17 protein-coding genes and 1 pseudogene are annotated in these 21,247 nt (G+C 74.2%); 9 read left to right on the top strand and 9 right to left on the bottom strand.

Translation table 11 applies throughout. The annotated features are described in order from the left end of the window. Nucleotides 1–28 precede the first annotated feature (28 nt). The 4 genes from ACFWIS_RS05185 to ACFWIS_RS05170 form a co-directional block, all read right to left on the bottom strand. Nucleotides 29–1,975 carry an FtsX-like permease family protein gene (locus ACFWIS_RS05185; protein ID WP_380451764.1) on the bottom strand — a complete coding sequence of 649 codons (1,947 nt, stop codon included), beginning with the start codon at nucleotides 1,973–1,975 and terminating at the stop codon, nucleotides 29–31. Further along, on the bottom strand, nucleotides 1,972–2,724 hold the full coding sequence (locus ACFWIS_RS05180; protein WP_380451883.1) for an ABC transporter ATP-binding protein: 753 nt from the start codon (nucleotides 2,722–2,724) through the stop codon (nucleotides 1,972–1,974). Before ACFWIS_RS05180 ends, ACFWIS_RS05185 begins: the two co-directional genes overlap by 4 nt. Before the next feature lie 154 nt (nucleotides 2,725–2,878). Continuing rightward, the gene (locus ACFWIS_RS05175; RefSeq protein ID WP_380451885.1) at nucleotides 2,879–3,343 is read right to left on the bottom strand and encodes a GNAT family N-acetyltransferase; all 465 of its coding nucleotides are present in this window, start codon (nucleotides 3,341–3,343) and stop codon (nucleotides 2,879–2,881) included. Between the two features lie 52 nt (nucleotides 3,344–3,395). Continuing rightward, nucleotides 3,396–4,673, bottom strand: coding sequence for an SAV2148 family HEPN domain-containing protein (locus ACFWIS_RS05170; RefSeq protein ID WP_380451766.1), 1,278 nt, complete (start codon nucleotides 4,671–4,673; stop codon nucleotides 3,396–3,398). A 441-nt stretch (nucleotides 4,674–5,114) separates the two neighbouring features. Here ACFWIS_RS05170 and glgX point away from each other — a divergent pair, with 441 nt between their 5' ends. From glgX to treZ, 3 genes are all read left to right on the top strand, one after another. Then, on the top strand, nucleotides 5,115–7,229 hold the full coding sequence (gene glgX, locus ACFWIS_RS05165; protein ID WP_380451768.1) for a glycogen debranching protein GlgX: 2,115 nt from the start codon (nucleotides 5,115–5,117) through the stop codon (nucleotides 7,227–7,229). Nucleotides 7,230–7,301: 72 nt separating this feature from the next. After that, complete coding sequence (gene treY, locus ACFWIS_RS05160) at nucleotides 7,302–9,779, top strand: malto-oligosyltrehalose synthase (protein WP_380451770.1); 2,478 nt, start codon at nucleotides 7,302–7,304, stop codon at nucleotides 9,777–9,779. Between the two features lie 2 nt (nucleotides 9,780–9,781). Then, the gene (gene treZ, locus ACFWIS_RS05155; RefSeq protein ID WP_380451772.1) at nucleotides 9,782–11,530 is read left to right on the top strand and encodes a malto-oligosyltrehalose trehalohydrolase; all 1,749 of its coding nucleotides are present in this window, start codon (nucleotides 9,782–9,784) and stop codon (nucleotides 11,528–11,530) included. Nucleotides 11,531–11,582: 52 nt separating this feature from the next. Here the strand turns inward: treZ and ACFWIS_RS05150 are convergent, their stop codons facing one another. Together ACFWIS_RS05150 and ACFWIS_RS05145 are read right to left on the bottom strand one after the other, a co-directional pair. Further along, nucleotides 11,583–12,476, bottom strand: a complete 894-nt coding sequence (locus ACFWIS_RS05150) for a transketolase family protein (RefSeq protein WP_380451774.1) — start codon at nucleotides 12,474–12,476, stop codon at nucleotides 11,583–11,585. A gap of 44 nt (nucleotides 12,477–12,520) precedes the next feature. Continuing rightward, entirely contained in the window at nucleotides 12,521–13,246 is a 726-nt protein-coding gene (locus ACFWIS_RS05145; protein ID WP_380451776.1) for a thiamine pyrophosphate-dependent enzyme, read from the bottom strand. 56 nt (nucleotides 13,247–13,302) lie between these two features. On the opposite strand from ACFWIS_RS05145, the gene soxR reads away from it, so the two are divergent. After that, nucleotides 13,303–13,857, top strand: coding sequence for a redox-sensitive transcriptional activator SoxR (gene soxR / locus ACFWIS_RS05140; protein WP_380451778.1), 555 nt, complete (start codon nucleotides 13,303–13,305; stop codon nucleotides 13,855–13,857). A gap of 44 nt (nucleotides 13,858–13,901) precedes the next feature. After that, on the top strand, nucleotides 13,902–14,825 hold the full coding sequence (locus ACFWIS_RS05135) for a phosphotransferase family protein (protein WP_380451780.1): 924 nt from the start codon (nucleotides 13,902–13,904) through the stop codon (nucleotides 14,823–14,825). Here the strand turns inward: ACFWIS_RS05135 and ACFWIS_RS05130 are convergent. Further along, complete coding sequence (locus ACFWIS_RS05130) at nucleotides 14,822–15,343, bottom strand: GNAT family N-acetyltransferase (protein ID WP_380451782.1); 522 nt, start codon at nucleotides 15,341–15,343, stop codon at nucleotides 14,822–14,824. The genes ACFWIS_RS05135 and ACFWIS_RS05130 overlap by 4 nt on opposite strands. 35 nt (nucleotides 15,344–15,378) lie before the next feature. Beyond that, the gene (locus ACFWIS_RS05125) at nucleotides 15,379–16,017 is read right to left on the bottom strand and encodes a formylglycine-generating enzyme family protein (RefSeq protein ID WP_380451784.1); all 639 of its coding nucleotides are present in this window, start codon (nucleotides 16,015–16,017) and stop codon (nucleotides 15,379–15,381) included. Here ACFWIS_RS05125 and ACFWIS_RS05120 point away from each other — a divergent pair. Then, nucleotides 16,016–16,453, top strand: a pseudogene (locus ACFWIS_RS05120) (MvdC/MvdD family ATP grasp protein); the annotation flags it as partial. The gene ACFWIS_RS05125 and the pseudogene ACFWIS_RS05120 overlap by 2 nt on opposite strands. Before the next feature lie 84 nt (nucleotides 16,454–16,537). Here ACFWIS_RS05120 and ACFWIS_RS05115 read toward each other — a convergent pair. Further along, on the bottom strand, nucleotides 16,538–17,314 hold the full coding sequence (locus tag ACFWIS_RS05115) for an SDR family oxidoreductase (RefSeq protein ID WP_380451786.1): 777 nt from the start codon (nucleotides 17,312–17,314) through the stop codon (nucleotides 16,538–16,540). A gap of 175 nt (nucleotides 17,315–17,489) precedes the next feature. On the opposite strand from ACFWIS_RS05115, the gene ACFWIS_RS05110 reads away from it, so the two are divergent. From ACFWIS_RS05110 to ACFWIS_RS05100, 3 genes are all read left to right on the top strand, one after another. Then, a complete protein-coding gene (locus ACFWIS_RS05110) occupies nucleotides 17,490–18,344 on the top strand; it encodes a helix-turn-helix domain-containing protein (protein ID WP_380451788.1) in 855 nt (284 codons plus the stop codon). Between the two features lie 27 nt (nucleotides 18,345–18,371). After that, on the top strand, nucleotides 18,372–19,373 hold the full coding sequence (locus ACFWIS_RS05105) for an aminoglycoside phosphotransferase family protein (RefSeq protein ID WP_380451790.1): 1,002 nt from the start codon (nucleotides 18,372–18,374) through the stop codon (nucleotides 19,371–19,373). Between the two features lie 148 nt (nucleotides 19,374–19,521). Further along, nucleotides 19,522–20,781: an alpha/beta hydrolase gene (locus tag ACFWIS_RS05100; protein ID WP_380451792.1), complete on the top strand. Its 1,260-nt coding sequence runs from the start codon at nucleotides 19,522–19,524 to the stop codon at nucleotides 20,779–20,781. Nucleotides 20,782–21,247 lie beyond the last annotated feature (466 nt).

Below are 21,247 nucleotides of genomic sequence, written 5' to 3'. Positions count from 1 at the left end.
ACAACTCCCGCTGATCCGACGCGAATTGTCAGACACGCCCCGGCCGCCCGGCCAGCGCGAGCCGGCTGGGCAGCACGCTGGCCGCCGCGGCGAGCAGCAGGCACACGGCCGCGCCCGCGCCCAGCGGCAGCCAGGGCAGCCGCAGCGCCACGCTCGCCTGCCCGGCCAGGATGCGGTGGTTGAGCAGCGCGGTGGTGCCGTACTGGGTGAGGGCGGTGACGGCGAGGGCCAGCACGGCGGCGGTGGCCACCACCAGGACGGCCTCCAGGGCGACCATCTGGAGCACCTGGCGGCGCACCGTCCCGGTCAGCCGCAGCACGGTGAAGTCGCGGCGGCGGTCGGCGGCGCTCATCACCATGGTGTTGACGATGGCGATCAGCGCGTAGAGCAGGGCGGGGCCGAGGATCGTCGTGGTGGCGATCCAGGCGTAGTGGGCGTTGGGGTCGGGCCCGGGGTCGTGGGCGTCGGTGAGGGCGCCGCCGAGCCGGTCGGCGGGCTCGGCGCTGAGGTGGACGGCGCCGGGGCGGGCGCCGCCCAGGTGGCCGGCGACGGCCTCGCCGCTGAGCAGGACCTCGTCCAGGCCGAGCTGGGTGCGGTAGACCAGGGCGAGCCGCAGGCCGGTGACGGTGCCGTCGGCGAGGCGCAGGTTGACCTGGTCGCCGAGCTTCCAGCCGTGGCCGCGGGCCTGGTCGGTGGAGGCGGCGAGGGTGGCGCCGTGCAGGTCGGCGGGGCTGCCCTGGACGGCGGGCAGGGTCCAGGCGGTGGCGAGGTCCCCGTCGACGACGGTGGCGGCGGAGGGCACGGTGGCGGGCGAATCCTCGCCGTGGTCGTCGAAGGCGGGCCGGTCGGCGCCGAGGCCGGTGACCACGGTGGCGGTGGTGGCGGTGGCGCGCAGACCGGGCTGGGCGGCGGTGAGCCGGTGGGCGGCGTCGGCGGGCAGCGGCTGGCCGCCGGGGCGCAGCACGTACCGGGCGGCGGCGGTGGCCCCGGCCTGGGCGGTCATGGCGTCGGCGAAGGCGGCGGTGGAGCCGACCACGGTGCCGGCGAGCGCGATGGTGAGGAAGGCCGGGGTGGCGGTGGAGACGGTGCGGCGCACCGCGGTGAGCGCGTTCTGCCGGGCGAGCAGCGGGGCGGCGGCGGTGAGCCGGGCCAGCGGGGCGCTGAGCAGCCGGACCAGGGCGGGGACGACCACGGGCGCGAACAGGGCGAGGGTGGTGATGGTGATCAGGTCGGCGCCGAGCACCCACTGGGAGGCGAGTTGGGGGTCGTCCGGCTGGTCGCCGGGGGCGGGCGGCATGGTGGCCGCGGACAGGTAGTAGGCGACGGCGCCGGCCAGGGCGAGCAGCGAGAGCAGGGCGAAGGCCCAGCGCGGCTTGGTCATCACCGTGCGGTCGACGGCGGCGTCACCGAGCGCCTCGACGGCCCGCACCCGCCCGGCCCGGAGCGCCGCGGTGACCGCGCCGAGCAGGGCGACCAGCAGGCCGACGGCGGCGGCCAGCAGCATCGGCCCGACGGCGGGCCGGGCGCTGAACCCCTCGGGGGCGGCGCCGCGGGCGACCAGCCAGGCGGCCAGCGCGGGTGCGCCGGGCAGCGAGAGCAGGCAGCCGCTGACGGCGGAGACCAGGGCGACGACGGCGGCCTCGCCGGTGATCAGCCAGACGATCTGGCGGGGCGTGGCGCCGACGGCGCGCAGCATCGCGATCTCCTGGCGGCGCTGGGCGACGGCGAAGGCGAAGGTGCCGGCGACGACGAAGACGGCGACGAACGCGGCCATCGCCGAGGTGAACTGGAGCACCTTGTGCAGGGAGGGGGCCCCGAGCGGGGAGTCGTCCCCGGCGGTGTCGCCCAGCAGGGTGCCGGTGGTGGCGACCAGGGTGACGCCGAGGGTGAGGGCGACGTAGGAGCCGGCGAAGGCGGCCTTGCGGCGGCGCAGGCTCGCGGCGGCGACGGGCAGCAGGGTGCCGAGGGACGTCATGCCGGCGTCCCCGCCGTCTCCAGGGCGGTCATCCGCTCGGCGATCCGCTGGGCGCTGGGGCCGGTCAGGTCGTCGACGATCCGGCCGTCGGCGAGGAAGAGCACCCGGTCGGCGCGGGAGGCGGCGACCGGGTCGTGGGTGACCATGACGGTGCTCTGGCCCTCGCGGTCGACCAGTTCGCGCAGCAGGGCGAGCACGTCGCGGCTGCTGGAGCTGTCCAGGGCGCCGGTCGGCTCGTCGGCGAACAGCACCCGGGGCCGGGTGATCAGGGCGCGGGCGATGGCGACGCGCTGCTGCTGGCCGCCGGAGAGCTGGGACGGCAGGTGGCCGGTGCGCTCGCCGAGGCCGACCTGGGCGAGCGCGCGGTTGACCTCGGCGCGGTCCGGCCGGCGCCCGGCCAGGCGCAGCGGCAGGCCGACGTTCTGCTCGGCGGTGAGCGAGCCGACCAGGTTGAACGCCTGGAAGACGAAGCCGAGTCGCTGTCGGCGCAGGACGGTCAGCTGGGTCTCGGTCAGCCCGGCGAGGTCGGTGCCGTCCAGGACGACCCGGCCGCTGTCGGGGCGGTCGAGGCCGGCGCCGCACTGCAGCAGGGTGCTCTTGCCGGAGCCGGAGGGGCCCATCACGGCGGTGAAGGTGCCCCGCTCGAAGGTGACGTCCACCCCCCTGAGCGCCCGCACGGCCTCCGGGCCGGTGCCGTAGGTGCGGTGTACGTCTTCGAGGCGCAGTACGGCCCCGTCATCCCCCGTGATCTTCACGGGGCCTACACCTACCACGGCCGTGGCCGCGTCGACCAGGGGCTTTGGGAGAATCGTTACTCCACGTGACGAGCCCGCGTCGGCCGTCGGGCCTCGGCGCGGATGCCCTCGTCCCGTTGCTCCCGGCTCCGGCGGGCTTCGGCGGGGGTCACCGGGCCGGCTCCCGGAGCATGAAGACGTCGATCGGGTCCTCGTGGACGACCCTGAAGCCGTGCCGCTGGTACAGCCGCTGGGCGGCGCTGCCCTGCAGGACGTTCAGGCGGACCGGTTCGCCCGCCGCGTCCGCCTCGGCGAGGAGGTGGCGCAGGACGGCGGTGCCGAGGCCGCGGCCCTGGAGGTGCGGGGCCAGGTAGAACAGCTCCAGGTGGCGCCCGCCGTGCTCGTCGGGTCGGATCGTCACCGAGCCCGCGAAGGCTCCTTCGACCCGCAGCACGGACGTGTGCCGGGTGGAGAAGGACTTCCGCACGCGGTCCCGGGAGCGGTCCGGGTCCCAGCGCCCGAGGCGTTCCAGGTCGGTGCGCATGACCTGGGCCTTGAGCTCGACGATGGGTTCGAGGTCCTTTGGTCCGGCGGGTTCCAGGGTCCAGGCGGGGAGGCTGTTCACGGTGCGCAGTGTTCCACCGCCCGCACGGCCTCCACCAGCGGTTATCTCATGATGCGGACCGTCAGGAGACGTTCCGGGCGTCCGCCCAGACCCCCTCGAACTCCTCCCGGTACACCTCCAGCAGCCCCGGCTCGGTGCCGCCCGGCTGCTGGCCGGCGCCGCCTCGCAGGATGAGTGCCGGGGACTCCATGCCCCGGGAGCGGCGCAGGTAGGGCTGGATGACGCCGAGGTCGCGGCTCTGCCGGCGGCCGGCCACCGGGCCGGTGGGGCGGGGGCCCTCGACCAGGTAGGCGGTGAAGCGCGGGGTCTCGTCGAAGACCCGGATCTCGAAGCCGCCCTGGTCCCGCAGCCGGGCCCGGACCCGTCGCACGTGCATGATGTTCATCTCGATCGAGCGGGACAACTCGCCGCGCGAGAGCCCGAGTTCGCGTTCGCGGCGGCGCACCGCGCTGCTCGCCGGGTTGAGGAACAGCAGCCGGACCCGGCAGCCCTCGCCGGCGAGGCGGACCAGCCGTTTGCCGGTGTAGTTCTGACAGAGCATGCCGAGGCCGATGCCGAGCGCGTCCAGGCGCCGGGCGCCGTCCAGCAGGTCCTCCACCGGCAGGTCGCGCTGCAGCCGGACCCGGTCGGCGTGCACCGCGACCACGTCCGCGTAGCGTCCGGCGACCAGCGACTCCACCACGTCGGCGGGCACCCCGCCCGCGCCGCCGTCCAGGACGGCGAGCAGCCGGGCGGCGGCGCGTTCGGTCTGGGCCAGCACGGTCTGGGTGAGCACCCGGTTGCGGGAGACCACGTGCCGGGCCACCTCCAGCTCGTCCAGGGCGAGTTCGATCTCGCGCCGGTCGGCGAGGAAGGGCTCGAAGCAGGGCCAGTGCTGGACCATCAGTTCGCGCAGCTGGGGCAGGGTGAGGAAGACCAGCGGGTCGTCGTCGGCCGGGTCGAGGAGGTAGCCCTTGCGGCGGCTGACCTCGCGCACCGCGCCGGCCCGGTGCGCCCACTCCTCGCCGGCCGGACCGGCGGCGGCGGTGACCCAGTCCTCGCCGTGGGCGGGGGCGTAGATGGGGTGCAGCACCTCGTCGACCAGGGAGCGCAGCCGCTGCTCGACCAGGTTGAGCCAGACGTACGCGCGGCCGGACAGCCGGACCCGCTGGTAGGCGTCCTCCCACTCGCCGGCCGACCAGGCGAGCGCGGGGACCTCCACCGGGCCGCTCTGGGCCGGGACGAGCGCGCGGCCGGTCATGGTGGGGCGCATGACCACCGTGGGCGCCTCGCTGCGGGCACCGCCCCGGTCGGGGCCGTCGGGCCCGGAACCACGGCCGCCGCCAGCGGGGAACACCATGCGCCACCTCATCTGCGGCTGACCCCCGCGGGCGCGGGGACCATTGACGGGCCGTTGACTAGCACCGGTCGGCCGGGGCGGCCGGACGATCAAGGGTACTGCCCGCCGCGAGCCGCCCGCAGCCGGATGGCCGACGGGCTCCCGCGCACCACCGGCCCGGCTCGCGCGCACCACTGCCGCCGGACGGGCCCCGACCCCACTCTTCACACGAATGCCCGCCGGACACCCGTTCGGCCCAACCCCGGCGGTACCTCCCGGCCGTCGGGGAAGGGCTCGGGGAGTATCTCCGGGAGTGTGCGGGCTGTGCGCGCGTCACGGCGCGCGGGCGCCGCACATGCCCGGCCGCCCGGCCGGGAAGAGAGCGTCCGGGTCCGGGCAGGTTGTCGGACACCTGTCGGACTACACATCAGTTTCCGCATGTCACAAGGAAGTTGAGGACTCATGCAGGTCTGGCCCGGAAAGCCCTACCCCCTCGGCGCCACCTACGACGGGGCCGGTACCAACTTCGCGGTGTTCTCGGAGAGTGCCGACCGGATCGAGCTGTGCCTGATCGACGAGGACGGCTCGGAGACCGCCGTCGAACTGCGCGAGACGGACGCCTTCGTCCGGCACGCCTACCTCCCCGGCGTCCAGCCCGGCCAGCGCTACGGCTTCCGGGTGCACGGCCCGCACAATCCGGGCCTGGGCCAGCGGCACAACAGCGCCAAACTGCTGCTGGACCCGTACGCCAAGGCGATGAGCGGCCACATCGACTGGGACGAGTCCGTCTACGGCTACCACTTCGGCGCCCCCGAGCGCCGCAACGACCTCGACTCCGCCCCGCACACCATGCACTCGGTGGTGATCAACCCGTACTTCGACTGGGGCACCGACCGCCCGCCGCGCACCGACTACCACCGCACCGTCATCTACGAGGCCCACGTCAAGGGCCTCACCCGGCTGCACCCCGGCATCCCCGAGGAGATCCGCGGCAGCTACGCGGCGCTGGCCCACCCGGCGGTGATCGAGCACCTGGCCAAGCTCGGCGTCACCGCGATCGAGCTGATGCCGGTGCACCAGTTCGTCCGCGACCACCGGCTGCGCGACCTCGGCCTGGCCAACTACTGGGGCTACAACACCATCGGCTTCTTCGCCCCGCACTCCTCCTACTCCTCCACCGGCGACCGCGGCCAGCAGGTGCAGGAGTTCAAGTCCATGGTGAAGGCGCTGCACGCGGCCGGGATCGAGGTGATCCTGGACGTCGTCTACAACCACACCGCCGAGGGCAACCACCTCGGGCCGACGCTGTCGCTGCGCGGCCTGGACAACGTCTCCTACTACCGCCTCGCCAAGGACCAGCGCTTCTACGAGGACACCACCGGCACCGGCAACAGCCTGCTGATGCGCAGCCCCCACGTGCTCCAGCTGATCATGGACTCGCTGCGCTACTGGGTCACCGAGATGCACGTGGACGGCTTCCGCTTCGACCTCGCCGCCACCCTGGCCCGGCAGTTCCACGAGGTCGACCGGCTGTCCTCGTTCTTCGACCTGGTCCAGCAGGACCCGGTGGTCTCCCAGGCCAAGCTCATCGCCGAGCCCTGGGACCTCGGCGAGGGCGGCTACCAGGTCGGCAACTTCCCGCCGCTGTGGACGGAGTGGAACGGCATGTACCGGGACACCGTGCGCGACCTGTGGCGCGGCGAGAACGCCACCCTCGCCGAGTTCGGCTCCCGGCTCACCGGCTCCTCCGACCTCTACCAGGACGACGGCCGCCGCCCCATCGCCTCCATCAACTTCGTGACCTGCCACGACGGCTTCACCCTGCGCGACCTGGTCTCCTACAACGACAAGCACAACCAGGCCAACGGCGAGGACAACCGGGACGGCGAGTCGTTCAACCGCTCCTGGAACTGCGGCGTCGAGGGCCCCACCACCGACCCGGCCGTAGAGGAGCTGCGGGCCCGCCAGCAGCGCAACTTCATCGCCACCCTGATGCTCTCCCAGGGCGTGCCGATGCTCTCCCACGGCGACGAACTCGGCCGCACCCAGCTCGGCAACAACAACACCTACTGCCAGGACAACGAGCTGTCCTGGGTGCACTGGCCCGACGGCGACGGGCCGGCCGCCCGGCTGCTGGAGTTCACCCAGGGGATGATCTGGCTGCGCCGCGACCACCCGGTGTTCCGGCGCCGGCGGTTCTTCCACGGGCGGGCGGTGAGCGGCTACGACGACCTCACCGACATCGCCTGGTTCACCCCCGCCGGGGAGGAGATGACCAAGCGCAACTGGGGCGCCAGCTACGCCAAGTCGCTGACCGTCTTCCTCAACGGCTACGCCATCTCCGAACCGGACCGGCGCGGCGGGCGGATCGTCGACGACTCCTTCCTGCTGATGTTCAACGCCCACTTCGAACCGCTGGAGTTCACCGTGCCCGCCGACCACGGGCAGGAGTGGCAGGTCGTGGTCGACACCGCCCAGCCCCGGCTGCCCGCCCCCGGCACCGGCACCCGGGTCAAGGCCGGGGACGCGCTGTGGCTCACCGACCGCTCGCTGCTGGTGCTGCAGCGGCCCGCCTGATCCCCCGGGCGCTCACCTGTTCGGATCAGCAGCGGGTCTTGGCGGCGGGCCGGGCCGGGTACCTATGGACCTATGACCTCCGCCGCCGAGCCCGCGCAGCCCCGCCCGGCCGCTACCCACCCCACCGCCACCCACCCCACCGCTCCCCGCCCCACCGCCACCCACCCCACCGCCAGCTACCGCCTCCAGCTCCAGCCCGGCTTCACCCTCCGCCACGCCACCGCCGCCGTCCCCTACCTGGCCGCACTCGGCGTCTCCCACCTGCACCTCTCCCCGCTGCTGGAGGCCGCCCCCGGCTCCACCCACGGCTACGACACCGTCGACCACACCCGGATCAGCGAGCAGCTCGGCGGCGAGAGCGCACTGCGCGCCCTGGCCGCCGAGGCCCACCGGCACGGCCTGCGGCTGATCGCCGACGTGGTGCCCAACCACATGGCCGTGCCCGTCCCCGAGCGGCTCAACCGGCCGCTCTGGCAGGTGCTGCGGGACGGGCCCGACTCCCCGTACGCGCGCTGGTTCGACATCGACTGGACGGCGCAGCCCGGCCCCGCCGACGCCCCCGGGCGCGGGCGGGTGCTGCTGCCGCTGCTCGGCGACCGGCTCGGCGCCGTCCTCGACCAGCTGGTGGTGGACGGCGAGGTGCTGCGCTACCACCGGCACGAGCTGCCGCTGCGCCCCGGGACGGCCGGGCTGCCGCTCGCCGACCTGCTCGCCCGGCAGTGGTACCGGCTGGCCTGGTGGCAGCTGGCCCGCACCGAGCTCAACTACCGGCGGTTCTTCACCGTCAACGAGCTGATCGCCGTCCGGGTCGAGGACCCGGAGGTCTTCGCCGCCACCCACGCCGTACTGCTGCGACTGCACGCCGACGGCGTCCTGGACGGCTTCCGGATCGACCACCCGGACGGGCTCGCCGACCCGCGCGGCTACCTGCGCCGCCTGGCCGACGCCACCGGCGGCGCCTACACGGTGGTCGAGAAGATCCTCACCGGCGCGGAGCGGCTGCCCGAGGACTGGCCGGTGGCCGGGACCACCGGCTACGACGCGCTGCGCCGGATCGACGGCGTGCTCACCGACCACGCGGGCGCCTGCCGGCTCGCCGGGGCGTACGAGGCCTTCCGGCACGGCGGGCCCGCCGCCGGGCTCTGCGCCGACCCGCACCCGGCGGTGGCCGCCGCCCGGCGCGGCCGGGCCGACATGACCGGGCCCGGGGGCGAGCTGGCCGCCGAGATCGAACGGCTGGTCCGGATCGCGCTGCGGATCGGCGCCACCGACCCCGCGCACGCCGACCACGCGCCCTGGCAGCTGCGCGCGGCGCTGCGCCGGCTGCTCACGGACTACCCGGTGTACCGGCCGTACGCGCGGCCCGGGGAGGCGGCGCTCGACTTCGGCGGGGTGCTGGGGGCGGATTTCGAGGATCCGACCGAACGCCTGGTCGCCGCCCTCGCCCTCGGCCGGCTGGGGCCCGGCGCCGACCGGGACGAGTTCTGCGCCCGGTTCGCCCAGACCGCCGCCGCGGTGGCCGCGAAGGGCGTCGAGGACACCGCCTTCTACCGCTGGAACGCGCTGCCCGGCCTCAACGAGGTCGGCGGCGAGCCGGGCCGGCCCGGACTGCCTCCGGCCGAGTTCCACGACTGGTGCCGCCAGCTGGAGCGCACCTGGCCGCACAGCATGACGGTGCTCTCCACCCACGACACCAAGCGCAGCGCCGACGCCCGGGCCCGGCTCGCCGTCCTCGCCGAGCAGCCGGAGTCCTGGGCCGCCGAGGCCGCCGCCTGGTCCGCGGCCGCCGGGCCGCCCGCCCCCGGCCTCGACCGGGACGCCGACTGGCTGCTCTGGCACACCCTGGTCGCCGGCTGGCCGATCGGCCCCGACCGGCTGGTCGCAGCCCTGCTCAAGGCCGTCCGCGAGGCCAAGCTGCACACCTCCTGGACCGCCCCCGACGCCCGGTACGAGCAGGCCCTGGAGCAGCGGGCCCGCGCCGTCTTCGGCAACGCCGGACTGCTCCCCCGGATCGAGGGCCTGGTGCACGCGCTCACCCCGTACGCCCGCTCCAACACCCTGGCCGCCGCGCTGCTGCACCTGACCGTCCCGGGCGTGCCCGATCTCTACCAGGGCAGCGAGGAGCCGCTGTACACCCTGGTGGACCCGGACAACCGGGGCGTGGTCGACTTCGGCGCACTCGCCGTCCGGCTCACCGACGCGGCGACCGCGCGCCCCGGCGACCTCGCCCGGGAGAAGCTCCACCTGACCGCCACCGCCCTGCACCTGCGCCGCTCCGGCCCGCTCGGCGCCTACCGGCCGCTGGCCGCCGAGGACCTCTCCCGTGACCACCTGCTGGCCTTCGCCCGGGGGGAGGACGTGGTCACCGCCGTCACCCGGCTGCCGTACGGGCTGGCCAAGGCCGGCGGCTGGCGGGACACCGTACTGGACCTGCCGGCCGGCGGCCCCTGGACGGACCGGCTGTCGCTGCGCACCTTCCCGGCGGGCCCGGTGCCGGTGGCGGAGCTGCTGGCGACGTACCCGGTGGCACTGCTGACGAGGAGGGGTTGAGGGTGTCGCGCTACGAGGTGTGGGCGCCGAGCGCCGCCAGCCAGGTCGCCGTCGAAGTCGACGGCGTGGCGCATGAGTTGTCCCGCTGCCCGGACCGGGACGGCTGGTGGGCCGGCGAGGCCCCGGAGGGGGACTACGCCTTCCGGCTCGACGGCGGTCCGCCGCTGCCCGACCCGCGCTCGCCCCGGCAGCCGCACGGCCCCGACGGCCCCAGCCGGGCGGTGGACCACGGCGCCTTCCGCTGGTCGCGGACCGGCTGGCACGGCCGCGCACTGCCCGGCGCGGTGCTCTACGAGCTGCACATCGGCACCTTCACCGCGCGCGGCACCTTCGACGCGGCCGCCGAACAGCTGGACCACCTGGTCGAGTTGGGCGTGGACTTCGTCGAGCTGATGCCGGTCTGCCCGTTCCCCGGCCGGCACGGCTGGGGCTACGACGGAGTCTCCCTGTGGGCCGTGCACGAGCCCTACGGCGGACCGGAGGGCCTCAAGCGCTTCGTGGACACCGCGCACCGCAAGGGCCTCGGGGTGGTGCTCGACGTGGTGCACAACCACCTCGGCCCGTCCGGCAACCACCTCCCCGCGTACGGCCCGTACTTCACCGACCGGCACCACACCCCGTGGGGCTCGGCGGTCAACCTGGACGCGCCCGGCTCGGACGAGGTGCGCGACTACCTGATCGGCAGCGCGCTGGCCTGGCTGCGCGACTACCGGATCGACGGCCTGCGGCTGGACGCCGTGCACGCCCTCGCGGACGACCGGGCCGTCCACTTCCTGGAGGAACTGTCGTACGAGGTCGAGAAGTTGGCGGTATCGGTGAACCGTCCGCTGTTCCTGATCGCCGAGTCCGACCTCAACAGCCCGCGCACCACCGCCGCCCGGGAGGCCGGCGGCCAGGGCCTCACCGCCCAGTGGAGCGACGACTTCCACCACGCCCTGCACTGCGCTCTCACGGGCGAATCCCAGGGCTACTACGGGGACTTCGCGCGCCGGCCGCTCGCCGCACTCGCCAAGGCGCTGCGGCACGGGTTCTTCCACGACGGCGGCTGGTCCTCCTTCCGGGGCCGCAGTCACGGGCGGCCGTTCGACTCGGGCGAGGGCCACCGGCTGCTCGGCTACCTCCAGACCCACGACCAGGTCGGCAACCGGGCGCTCGGCGACCGGATCTCCACCTCGCTGCCCCCCGGCCGGCTCGCCTGCGGCGCGGCCCTGGTGCTCACGTCGCCGTTCACCCCGATGCTGTTCATGGGCGAGGAGTGGGGCGCCGCCACCCCCTGGCAGTACTTCACCGACCACACCGACCCGGCCCTGGCGGAGGCCGTCCGGCGGGGCCGGCGGCGGGAGTTCGCCGAGCACGGCTGGGCCGCCGAGGCCGTCCCGGACCCGCAGGAGCCGGCCACCCTGCTGCGGTCGGTGCTCGACTGGACCGAGCTCCGGCGTGGCCCGCACCGCGAACTCCTCGACTGGTACCGGACGTTGATCCGGCTGCGGCGCGAGCGGCCGGAGCTCGCCGACCCGGACCTCGGCGCGGTGCGGGTCGAGTACGACGAGGCCGCGGGCCAACTGGTGGTGCACCGGGGGCCGTACCGGGTCGCCGTCAACCTCGGCCCGGCCGAAGCGGCGCTGCCGCTGGGGGGCTCCGGACGGGAGGTGGTGGCGGCCTTCGGGGCGGCCGCGCTGGACGGCGCGGCGGTGCGGCTGGCGGCGGACTCGGTGGCGGTGGTGCTGGTCGCCCGAGGGGTCACGGGCTGAAGGTGAGGGCTCACCGGAGGTGCCTGGGGGCCCACCCGCGGAACCGGAGGGATCACCAGAGGAAGGTGCCGATCCGCTCCTTGAGCGAGCCGGCGTCCAGGCCGTAGGCGGCCAGGTGCTCGGCCATCGAGCCGTACTGCCGGTGCTCGCCGCGCGGCACGCCCAGGCCCAGCACCCGGTGCGGGCGGTCGGCCAGCGCCGCGTGCGCCTCGTTCGCCGAGGTGCCCGCCAGGTACGGCTCCACCAGCACCACGTCCGCCCGGTCGCCCAGCGCGGCGCGCAGCCCGGCGGCGTCGAAGGGCCGCACCGTCGCCGCGTACAGCACGGTGACGTCCAGGCCCTCGGTGGCCGCCAGCACCGCGTCCAGCGTCGGGCCGACGGCCAGCACCACGCCGCGCGTGCCGGTGCGCACGGTGGTGAAGCGGCCGGGCTCGACGGCGAGCGGCGCGGTGTTCTGGTGGTTGGAGAGCCGGACGTACACAGTGCGGTCGCCGTCGGCGACGGCGTGGCGCAGCAGTTGCTCGGCCTCGTCCGGGTGGCCGGGGACGTGCACCGTCCAGTCCGGGAGGGTGTCCAGCAGGGCGACGTCGCCCGGGGACATGTGGGTGCGCCCGGCCGCCGGGTTGTCGTAGGAGCCGCCCGCGCTCACCAGGACGGCGCCGACACCCTGGTGGACCAGACTCAACTTGATCTGCTCGAAGGGCCGTTCGACCAGGAAGCTGGCGAAGGTGTGGGCGATCGGGCGCATCCCGCTGAGCGCCAGTCCGCCGGCCGCGCCGACCAGCAGCTGCTCCCGGATGCCGACGTTGACCACCCGGTCGGGGTGGCGCTCGTGGGCGGGCTCGAAGGCGGCGGCGCTGATGTCGGCGAGCACCACGGCCAGCCGGGGGTCCTCGTCCAGCAGGCGGGTGGTGACGTCGACGAAGCGCTCGCGCATGGTGTCCATCGGTGAAGTGCCTTTCGTGTGCGCTGACTCGGGGGGGGTGTGATTCAGGAGTTCTTCGGCTCGACCCGGGCGACGACCACGTGCGGGCGGCCCGGGTGCGCGGTGGTGTAGGCCCGGTGCAGCGCCTCGTGGTCGCGGCCGTCCACCGTCGCGGTCGACCAGCCCGCGGCGGCGAAGCGCTGGGCGATCCCGCCCTGCCAGCCGTGGGTGGCCGAGGAGTTGTCGATCACCACCGCGTGCAGCCGGTCCAGCCCGTAGGCGCCGGCGAAGGCCACCGCCTCGTGGTTGGAGCCCTCGTCGAACTCGGCGTCGCCGACCAGCACCCACACCGCCGGGTCGGTCAGCCCCTGGGCCCGCAGGCCGAGCGCGGTGCCGACGGCCAGCGGCAGGCCGTGCCCGAGCGAGCCGGAGGAGATCTCCACGCCGGACAGCAGGGTGCGGTCCGGGTGGTAGCCGAGCGGCGAGTCGTAGCCGCCGAAGCTCGGCAGCACGGCCGGGTCGAGGAAGCCCTTGGCGGCCAGCACGGCGTAGTAGGCCATCGGGCCGTGGCCCTTGGAGAGCAGGAAGCGGTCGCGGTCCTGGGCCTCGGCGGTGTCCGGGGCGACCCGCAGCACCCGGTCGTACAGCACCCAGAGCGCGTCCAGGGTGGAGGTGGCCGCGACGTCGTGCTTCTCGTCGCCGGTCATCAGGGCCATCAGCGGCTGGAGGTCCTCGAAGCGGGCCGGAGCTGCGGTTTCCGCCGGGGCTTCGATGTCGGTGTGCGTCGTCATGCGTCGATCGTGCAACTTCAAGCCGACTTGAGGTCAAGCGGCTACAGTGAGTTCCCATGACCGCGATACCCGACGCCGGCCGCACCCGCGGCCCGCGCCCCGGCGACCTCCTCACCATCGGCCAGCTCGCCGCCCGCAGCGGACTCGCCGCCTCCGCGCTGCGCTACTACGAGAGCCTCGGGCTGATCCACGCCACCCGCACCGCCGGCGGCCAACGCCGCTACCCGCGCGGCACCCTGCGCCGGATCGCCTTCGTCCGGGCCGCCCAGCGGGTCGGCCTCTCCCTGGACGAGGCCCGGGTCGCCCTCGACCGGCTGCCCGAGCGCCCCGCCCCCAGCGGCACCGAGTGGGACGGCGTCGCCGCCTCCTGGCAGCACCGGATCGACGAGCAGATCGCCGAACTCGAGCGGCTCAAGGCCAAGCTCAGCGGCTGCATCGGCTGCGGCTGCCTCTCGCTCACCCGCTGCGCCCTCTACAACGCCGACGACCGGGCCGCCCAGGCCGGCCCCGGCGCCCGGTACCTGCTCACCCGCGACCCGGACACCGGCCCGGAGCCCGTCCCGGCGGACCTCCCGAGCGGCCGCGGGCCCGAGCGCGCCACGGGGCACTGAAAACGCCGTTGCCACCGGACCGTTGGCGTGCCTACGGTGCGGACATGCTGCCCCTGGTGGAGACGGACGAGCAGTGGGACGCGGTCGTCCCCGACGAGTCGGTGATGCGCCCGGGCGCCGAGGCGCTGTGCGCGCGGCTGGGCGTCGGCGGGCAGCCGCTGGAGCGCTTCGCGGAAGGGTCCGTCCCGGTCTACGCGGTGGGCACGGAGCACGTGCTCAAGCTGTTCCCGGCGGCCGGCGCGCAGGACGGCCGCACCGAGGAACGCGTCCTGTGCTTCTTGGACGGCGCGCTGCCGATCCCCACCCCGGCACTCCGGGCGGCGGGCGAGTACGTCAACGGCTGGCGCTACGTCCTGATGTCCCGTCTGCACGGCGAGGGCCTCGCCCCCGCCTGGCCGGGCGTCCCGCCCACCGATCGCGAGCGGATCGCCCGGGACTGCGGCGAGGCACTCGCCGCCCTGCACGCCCTGGACGCCGAGCCGCTGGCCGACGTGCTCCGCCCCGGTGACTGGCCCGCCTTCCTCGACCGGCAGCGGGCCGGCGCCGTCGCCCGCCAGCGCGAACGCGGCCTGCCCGAGGTCTGGTCGGAGCAGATCCCGGGCTTCCTCGCCGCCGCCCCGCTCCCCCGCACCGAACAACGCGCCCTGCTGCACACCGAGTTCATGCGCGAGCACCTGATCACCGACCCGGCCGGCGGCTGGCGGCTCACCGGCCTGATCGACTTCGAGCCCGCGATGATCGGGGACCCTGCCTACGACCTGGTCGCCGTCGGCCTGTTCACCACCCGCGCCGACCCCCGCCTGCTCGGACAGCTGCTCACCGCCTACGGCCGCCCCTTCGAGCCGCGACTGCTGATGGCGTACACCCTGCTCCATGTGTACAGCGATCTGCCGTGGTACCTCAGGGAGTTGAAGCCATCGGCGCGGACCCTGGACGACCTGGCCGAGGAGTGGTTCGGGGTCGGCTAGGGGCGGGGGTCGGTGCGCAGCAGGCTGTAGTAGACCATGTCGCGCCACTCCCCGCCCCGGAAGGCCATCGCCCGGTGCACGCCCTCGCGGGTGAAGCCCAGCTTCTCCAGGACGCGCTGCTCGGCGAGGTTGCCCGCCTCGGTGTCCGCCTCCAGCCGCATCACCGGGGTGTGCGCGAACAGGTAGTCCACCAGGAGCCGTTGGGCCCGGGTGCCGACGCCCCGGCCCCGGGCCCGCGGCAGCAGCTGCGCGCCGAGGCTCCAGTACGGGGCGGTCGGCCGGGCGCCCTTGCGGGTGGCGGCGACGAAGCCGAGGAACTCGCCCTCGGCGGCCACCGCGAAGATCCACTGCTCCTCACCGAGCAGCCCGTTCTCGGCCCACCGGCGCCGGAACCGTTCAGGATCCCCCCAGCCGTACCACTGGAACTCGCCCAGCGCTTCGGGGTCGTTCAGCATTTCGCCGAGGGCGGGGAGGTCGGCTTCGGCGATCGGGCGGAGGAGGGTCTTCGCTGGGTCCACGAAGCCGCCAACGCGCCGGTCCGCCCGACCGTTCCTCAGCCCGACGTCGACCGGGCGAGCCGGAAGCCGACGTCGTCGATCCGCAGCGTCGGGTGGCTGCGGCGGCGGACGGAGGCGCGGCAGCTCCAGTGCTCGTCGAACCATCCGCCGCCGCGCAGCACGCGGTAGCCGCCGTACACCTCGGGGTCGTAGAGCTCCCAGCACCACTCCCACACGTTGCCGAGCAGGTCGTACAGCCCGTACCCGTTGGGCCGCAGCCCGCCGACAGCGTGCGGGCGCTCGCCCGAGTTGCCGCGGTGCCAGGCGATCTCGTCCAGCGGGCCGTAGCGCGGACCGTCCGTCCCGGCACGGCAGGCGTGCTCCCACTCGGCCTCGGTGGGCAGCCGGTAGCCGTCGGCGGCGCGGTCCCAGCGGACGTCCTCGCCGTCCACCTCGTAGGCGGGCGTACGGCCTTCGCGCCGGGACCGTTCGTTGCAGTACCGGACGGCGTCCAGCCAGGAGACGCTGTGCGCGGGCCGGCGGTCGCCCGCGGCACCCTCGTACTCCTCGCGGGTGACCGGACAGCACGCGAGCTCGAACGGCTCCACCTCGACGCTCCAACTCCGCCGGGTGCGGCGGTCGGAGAGCGTGACGAGGCCGGGCGGAACGGCGGCCAGTCCGGTGCGGGTGTCCATGACCGGCGATCCTACGCGGCGCCCGTCCCGTCGGCCCGGCCCTCAGCGGGCGGCGGTACCGTACCCGGCGCGGTGCGGATACCCGACCCGATCGCGGTCACCTCCGATGGCAACCCCTGGGCGCACACCGCCCACGGCGAGACCAGCAGCAACACCATCTCCGACAGCAGGAACGACGAAGGAACCGACTTCTACCAGGAGAACCGCGGTGACGGAATCCGACGGCGAGTCGGTGCTGGTTCTCACCAGCCGCCTCGACTCCACCGCGGATCTGGTGGTCGAGCACCCGAACAGCCGGGGCGTCCCCGTGTTCCGGTGCGACAGCGCCGAGTTCCCCACCGAACTCACCCTGACCGCGACGCTGGAAGACGACTGGGCAGGACGGCTCGACAACGGCCACCGCACGCTCGACCTGTCCCGCGTCCGGTCGGTGTACTTCCGCAGGCCCGAGGAGTTCCGGCTGCCGCTGGGGCGGCCCGCGCATTGCACGCTGGGCCGCCCGATTCCGTGGTCGTCACGCTCAACTGGGCTGGCCGGTGGGCATGATGGTGACCTGCTGGAGGTTGACCCGAGGCGGGAGGGCCGCGATGAAGCCGACCGTCTCCGCGACGTCCTCCGGCGTGAGCCACTCCATCGCGTCCTTCGAGCCCTCCAGCCACTCCAGCGCGCCCTGATCCGTCACATGGCTCTGCAGTTCCGTCGCGACGATGCCCGGCTCGACCGCCGACACCCGGACCTTCTTCGCGCCCAGCTCCGCCCGCAGGTGGCGCGACAGGTGGCTCACGTACGCCTTCGTGCCGGAGTACACGGCGAAGTTGGGGAAGATGTTCTGCGCCGCGATGGACGAGGTGTTGATCAGGTCGGCCACGCCCCGCTCACCGGCCGCCTGCACCAACTGCGGGGTGAAGACGCCGATCGCGTTCATCAGACCGGTGATGTTCAGATCGATCTGCTGCTTCCACTGGTCCGTCGCCAGCTCCTCGATCGGGGCCGGCAGCATGACGCCCGCGTTGTTCAGCAGCAGGTCGGCTCCGCCGAACTCGTCCTCCACCCGCTCGGCGACGGCCTTCAGCGCCTCGGCGTCCGTCACGTCGGCGGCGATCGCCACCGCCCGCCCGCCGTTCCTCTCGATCCGCTCGACCAGCTCCGCCAGTCGGTCCGCGCGCCGTGCCAGGACGACGACCTGGGCTCCCAGCGACGCCAGCTTCTCGGCCGACGCCTCACCGATGCCGCTCGACGCGCCGGTGACGACGGCGACGCGACCGGCGAGGGGCTGGACCGAAGTGCTCGTGGACATGTTGTTCACCCTCCAGGGGCCTTGGTTTCCCGTCGGCCGATCTCCGCCGGCCGCAGATCCAGTACAAGCCGTGCGCCACCCCTTCGGGACGCCATGACTGGCCCTGCCCAGGCAGGTACTGCCAGGGCCACCCGGAACCGCCCACCCACGCCGCCACCGCAGCGACAATGAACGCATGGACCGCGCCAAGGAAATCGCCGACTTCCTCCGTTCACGCCGCGCCCGCGTCGCCCCCGAGGAGGCCGGACTGCCCGCCGACGGCCGGGTGCGCCGGGTGCCCGGCCTGCGTCGGGACGAGGTGGCCCGCCTGGGCGGCGTCAGCACCGAGTACTACACGCGGCTGGAGCAGGGGCGGGCCCGCAACCCCTCCCCCGAGGTGGTGGACGCGATCACCCGCGCCCTCCGCCTGGACGACACCGAGCGCGAACACCTCACCGACCTCCTCCGCTCCGACTCCCGGCCTGCTCGCCGCACCCCGGTCAGGGCCCAACGGGTGCGCCCAGGCCTGTACTTGATGCTGGAGACCCTCGACCGCGTACCGGCCTTCATCCTGGGCCGGCGCACCGACGTCCTGGCCGCCAACCGGCTGGCGAGGGAGGTCCTCACCGACTTCGACGCCCTGCCCGCCAACCGCCGCAACCTGGCCCGTTACTACCTCCTGGACCCCAAGGCCCGGGAGAGCGTGGGCGATTGGGCGAGGATCGCCGCGGAGACGGTGGCGATGCTCCGACTCGAAGCGGGCCGCTACCCGCAGGACCGCCAGCTCGCCGACCTGGTCGGCGAACTCACCCTCCAGTCGCCGGAGTTCACCGGCTGGTGGAACGACCACCGGGTGCTGCGCCGCACCCACGGCGCCAAGCACTACCACCACCACCTGGTAGGAGACCTGCACTTCTCGTACGAGTCCTTCCAGGTGCCCGGCGACGCCGAACAGACCCTGTGCGTCTACAACGTCGAACCGGGCTCCGAGACCGCCCGGTCCCTCCAGGTCCTGGCCGGCTGGACCGCCCCGGCGATCCCGGCACCGTAGATCACGCCCCCCAGCTACCCTTTCCCCGTGCCCCACAGCGAGATCGAGATCACCGCGGACCTGATCCGGCAGTTGCTGAACGACCAGCACCCCGACCTGGCCGATCTCCCCCTCCGCCTCGGCGCCCGCGGCTGGGACAACCAGATGTGGCGCCTCGGCGACGACCTCGCCGTCCGGCTGCCCTGGGCCACCGAACAGGCAAGTGCCCTGCTGCGCAAGGAACACGCCTGGCTGCCAGCCCTGTCGCCGGATCTCCCCCTGCCGATCCCGGCTCCCCGCCGCCTCGGTGAGCCCTCCGAGCGCTTCCCGCGCCCCTGGCTGGTCACCACCTGGGTGCCGGGCACCCCCGCCGACCGCGCTCCCGTCACCCGCGCCGCCGCGGCGGCCGAAGCCCTGGCCGCCTTCCTGACCGCCCTCCACCAGCCCGCCCCGGCCTCCGCCCCGACCGGCGAGCGCGGCCGGCCCCTCGCCGCCCTGGCCGACCGGGTCGCCGAGGGGATCACCTCGGCCGCCGAGCTGGGCCTGCTCCCCGCCCCGGACGCCGTCCGCGCCGTCTGGGAGGACGCCGTCACCGCCCCCGTCTGGACGGGCCCGGCCCTGTGGATCCACGGCGACCTCCACCCGGCCAACGTCCTCACCGCCGACGGCACCCTCTGCGGCGTGATCGACTTCGGCGAGCTCTGCGCCGGCGATCCGGCCGGCGACCTCGCCGCGGCCTGGTCCCTTCTCCCGGACGGCGCCGCGGACCTCTTCCGCCGGGCCTACCGCCCCGTCCTCGACCCCGCGACCCTGCGCCGCGCCCGCGGTTGGGCCGTCGTGCGCGCCCTCGGCGGCATCCACGTCGGCGAGGCCGGCCGCCGCAACCGCCCGGGCGGCAAGGCCACCTGGGGCCCGCCTGCCCACGCCGCCCTCCACCGCCTGACCGCCGGCGCCCACCCGCTCCCCGACGATCCGATCCCCGACCACCCGCTCCCCGACCGCCCAGTCCCCCACCCCACCGAAGGCGTCGCCACGGAAGGCGTCCGATGACCGGGCAGGTGCCCGACTCCGAGCGCGGCGTCCCGCACGCCGACTTCACCGTCTGACTGCGGCCCGGCTCCCAGCCGTCTCCCAGGCCACCCTCAGCGAACGACCAGCCTTTAAGCCCCTTCTCATCCGCCGGACCTAGCCTCCGCGCATGAACGTCTCCCTGCTCGACGGCTGGTTCCCCTGGACGGTCCAGGCCGCCGCACTCGCCCTGTTCCTGACCGCGGTGGGCTGGCGGGACCGGAGCTGGCAGCGCAAGTGGGGACCGATCGCGCTGGGCACCGCGCTGGCGATCACCGCGGTCGTCGCCGTCGCCGTGCTCACCCTGGCCGGGATCACCGATCCGATCCCGTTCGGGGTGTGGCTGTGGAGCGGGGTGGCGATCGCCTCGTTCGCCGTGCTCGGCTTCGGCTGGCGGGGCGCGCGGTGGTGGCGGCGGGCGCTGGTCGCGCCGACCGTACTGCTGGCGCTGTTCTGCGCCGCGAACAGCGTGAACATCGCGACCGGCTACTACCCGACGGTGGACGACGCGATCGGCGAGCTGAGCGGTCAGCCGCTGCCGGACCAGATCACCGTGTCCGAGGTGTCGTCGATCCACGGCAAGACCAAGACCGGCCGCATCGTCCAGGTCGACATCCCGGACACCGCGAGCGGCTTCGCCCACCGCCAGGAGCTGGTCTACCTGCCGCCCGCCTGGTTCCGCAGTCAGAACCGGCCGAAGCTTCCGGTGCTGGAGATGATCGGCGGCGAGTTCGCGGCGCCGGACAACTGGATCCGCTCCGGCAACGCGGTGAAGACCGCCGACGAGTTCGCCGCGAAGCACAACGGCTTCGCCCCGATCCTGGTCTTCGTGGACGCCACCGGCGGCTTCCGGGTGGACACCGAGTGCGTGGACGGCCCGCACGGCAACTCCGAGAGCCACCTGCTCAAGGACGTCCCGCCGTACGTCGAGAAGACCTTCAACGCCGCCACCGACCCGCACAAGTGGGGCATGGCCGGCTGGTCGATGGGCGGCACCTGCGCCTTCGACATGGTCGTCGAACACCCCGGCCGTTTCGCCCACTTCGGTGACTTCTCGGGTGACAAGGGCCCGTACATCGGCGACAAGGAGCACACCATCCAGGAGCTGTACGGCGGCGACGCGGCCGCCTGGGCCGCCCACGACCCGCTGACCGTGCTCGCCCACCACGCCAAGTACCAGGGCGTCTCCGGCTACTTCGGCCAGGGCGACGAGGAGCACGGCCAGATCGAGTCCGCCAAGGCCCTGGAGGCCGCCGCCAAGAAGGACGGCATCCGCACCACCAACGTGGTCGGCTCCGGCAAGCACACCTGGCAGACCGGCTCGGCGACCTTCGCCCAGGCCCTCCCCTGGCTCGCCGCCCAGCTGGGCGTCCCGGGCACCCACGCGTAACCGTCACGGGCCCGTCCCGGTCCGGTCCGGATTCGGTACGGATCCGCCCTCGGTTCCGCTCCCGGTCCTCGGTTCCGGCCCCGGTCCCGCCCCCGGATCCGCGCCGGCGCCCGGCCGTACCCGAACCGCACCCCCCGCGCGGACCGTCCGGAACCGGACCGTGGGTGGGATCACATCTGTCCGCCGCCGGGGGAAAGCCTTGGTGTCGGCCGCCCGTTCACACCCGGCCGGCACCGCCCCGAACGGGCACGATCCACCGCCGAACCGCCCGCGCGGCAAGGAGATCCACTGCGCACGGTGGGTTCCGGGCACCGGCCCGTCCGCCGGATCCGGCTCTCCCGTCGCGCATGGCTTCCTCGGCACTCGCACACATGTTCACCACCAGCTCGCTGCAACTGCCGCACGCCCCCGGCGCCCGGGAGAAATCCCGCTTTGCTCCGGGCGCCGCCGTGTCATAGGTTTCGTC

The organism is Kitasatospora sp. NPDC127060 (genome assembly GCF_042724935.1).
In the GTDB taxonomy this organism is placed as follows: domain Bacteria; phylum Actinomycetota; class Actinomycetes; order Streptomycetales; family Streptomycetaceae; genus Kitasatospora.
Note: the sequence above shows the minus strand (reverse complement) of the source record. Positions and strands in the feature narration are given on the sequence as shown.

What these genes read in the sequence shown, in the direction of transcription:
- ACFWIS_RS05170 (WP_380451766.1), bottom strand. Translation starts at nt 4,673, where the DNA reads ATGGTGTTCCCCGCTGGCGGCGGCCGTGGTTCCGGGCCCGACGGCCCC.
- ACFWIS_RS05145 (WP_380451776.1), bottom strand. Translation starts at nt 13,246, where the DNA reads ATGACGACGCACACCGACATCGAAGCCCCGGCGGAAACCGCAGCTCCG.
- ACFWIS_RS05185 (WP_380451764.1), bottom strand. Translation starts at nt 1,975, where the DNA reads ATGACGTCCCTCGGCACCCTGCTGCCCGTCGCCGCCGCGAGCCTGCGC.
- ACFWIS_RS05150 (WP_380451774.1), bottom strand. Translation starts at nt 12,476, where the DNA reads ATGGACACCATGCGCGAGCGCTTCGTCGACGTCACCACCCGCCTGCTG.
- ACFWIS_RS05110 (WP_380451788.1), top strand. Translation starts at nt 17,490, where the DNA reads ATGGACCGCGCCAAGGAAATCGCCGACTTCCTCCGTTCACGCCGCGCC.
- ACFWIS_RS05125 (WP_380451784.1), bottom strand. Translation starts at nt 16,017, where the DNA reads ATGGACACCCGCACCGGACTGGCCGCCGTTCCGCCCGGCCTCGTCACG.
- ACFWIS_RS05115 (WP_380451786.1), bottom strand. Translation starts at nt 17,314, where the DNA reads ATGTCCACGAGCACTTCGGTCCAGCCCCTCGCCGGTCGCGTCGCCGTC.
- glgX (WP_380451768.1), top strand. Translation starts at nt 5,115, where the DNA reads ATGCAGGTCTGGCCCGGAAAGCCCTACCCCCTCGGCGCCACCTACGAC.
- ACFWIS_RS05100 (WP_380451792.1), top strand. Translation starts at nt 19,522, where the DNA reads ATGAACGTCTCCCTGCTCGACGGCTGGTTCCCCTGGACGGTCCAGGCC.
- treY (WP_380451770.1), top strand. Translation starts at nt 7,302, where the DNA reads ATGACCTCCGCCGCCGAGCCCGCGCAGCCCCGCCCGGCCGCTACCCAC.
- soxR (WP_380451778.1), top strand. Translation starts at nt 13,303, where the DNA reads ATGACCGCGATACCCGACGCCGGCCGCACCCGCGGCCCGCGCCCCGGC.
- ACFWIS_RS05135 (WP_380451780.1), top strand. Translation starts at nt 13,902, where the DNA reads ATGCTGCCCCTGGTGGAGACGGACGAGCAGTGGGACGCGGTCGTCCCC.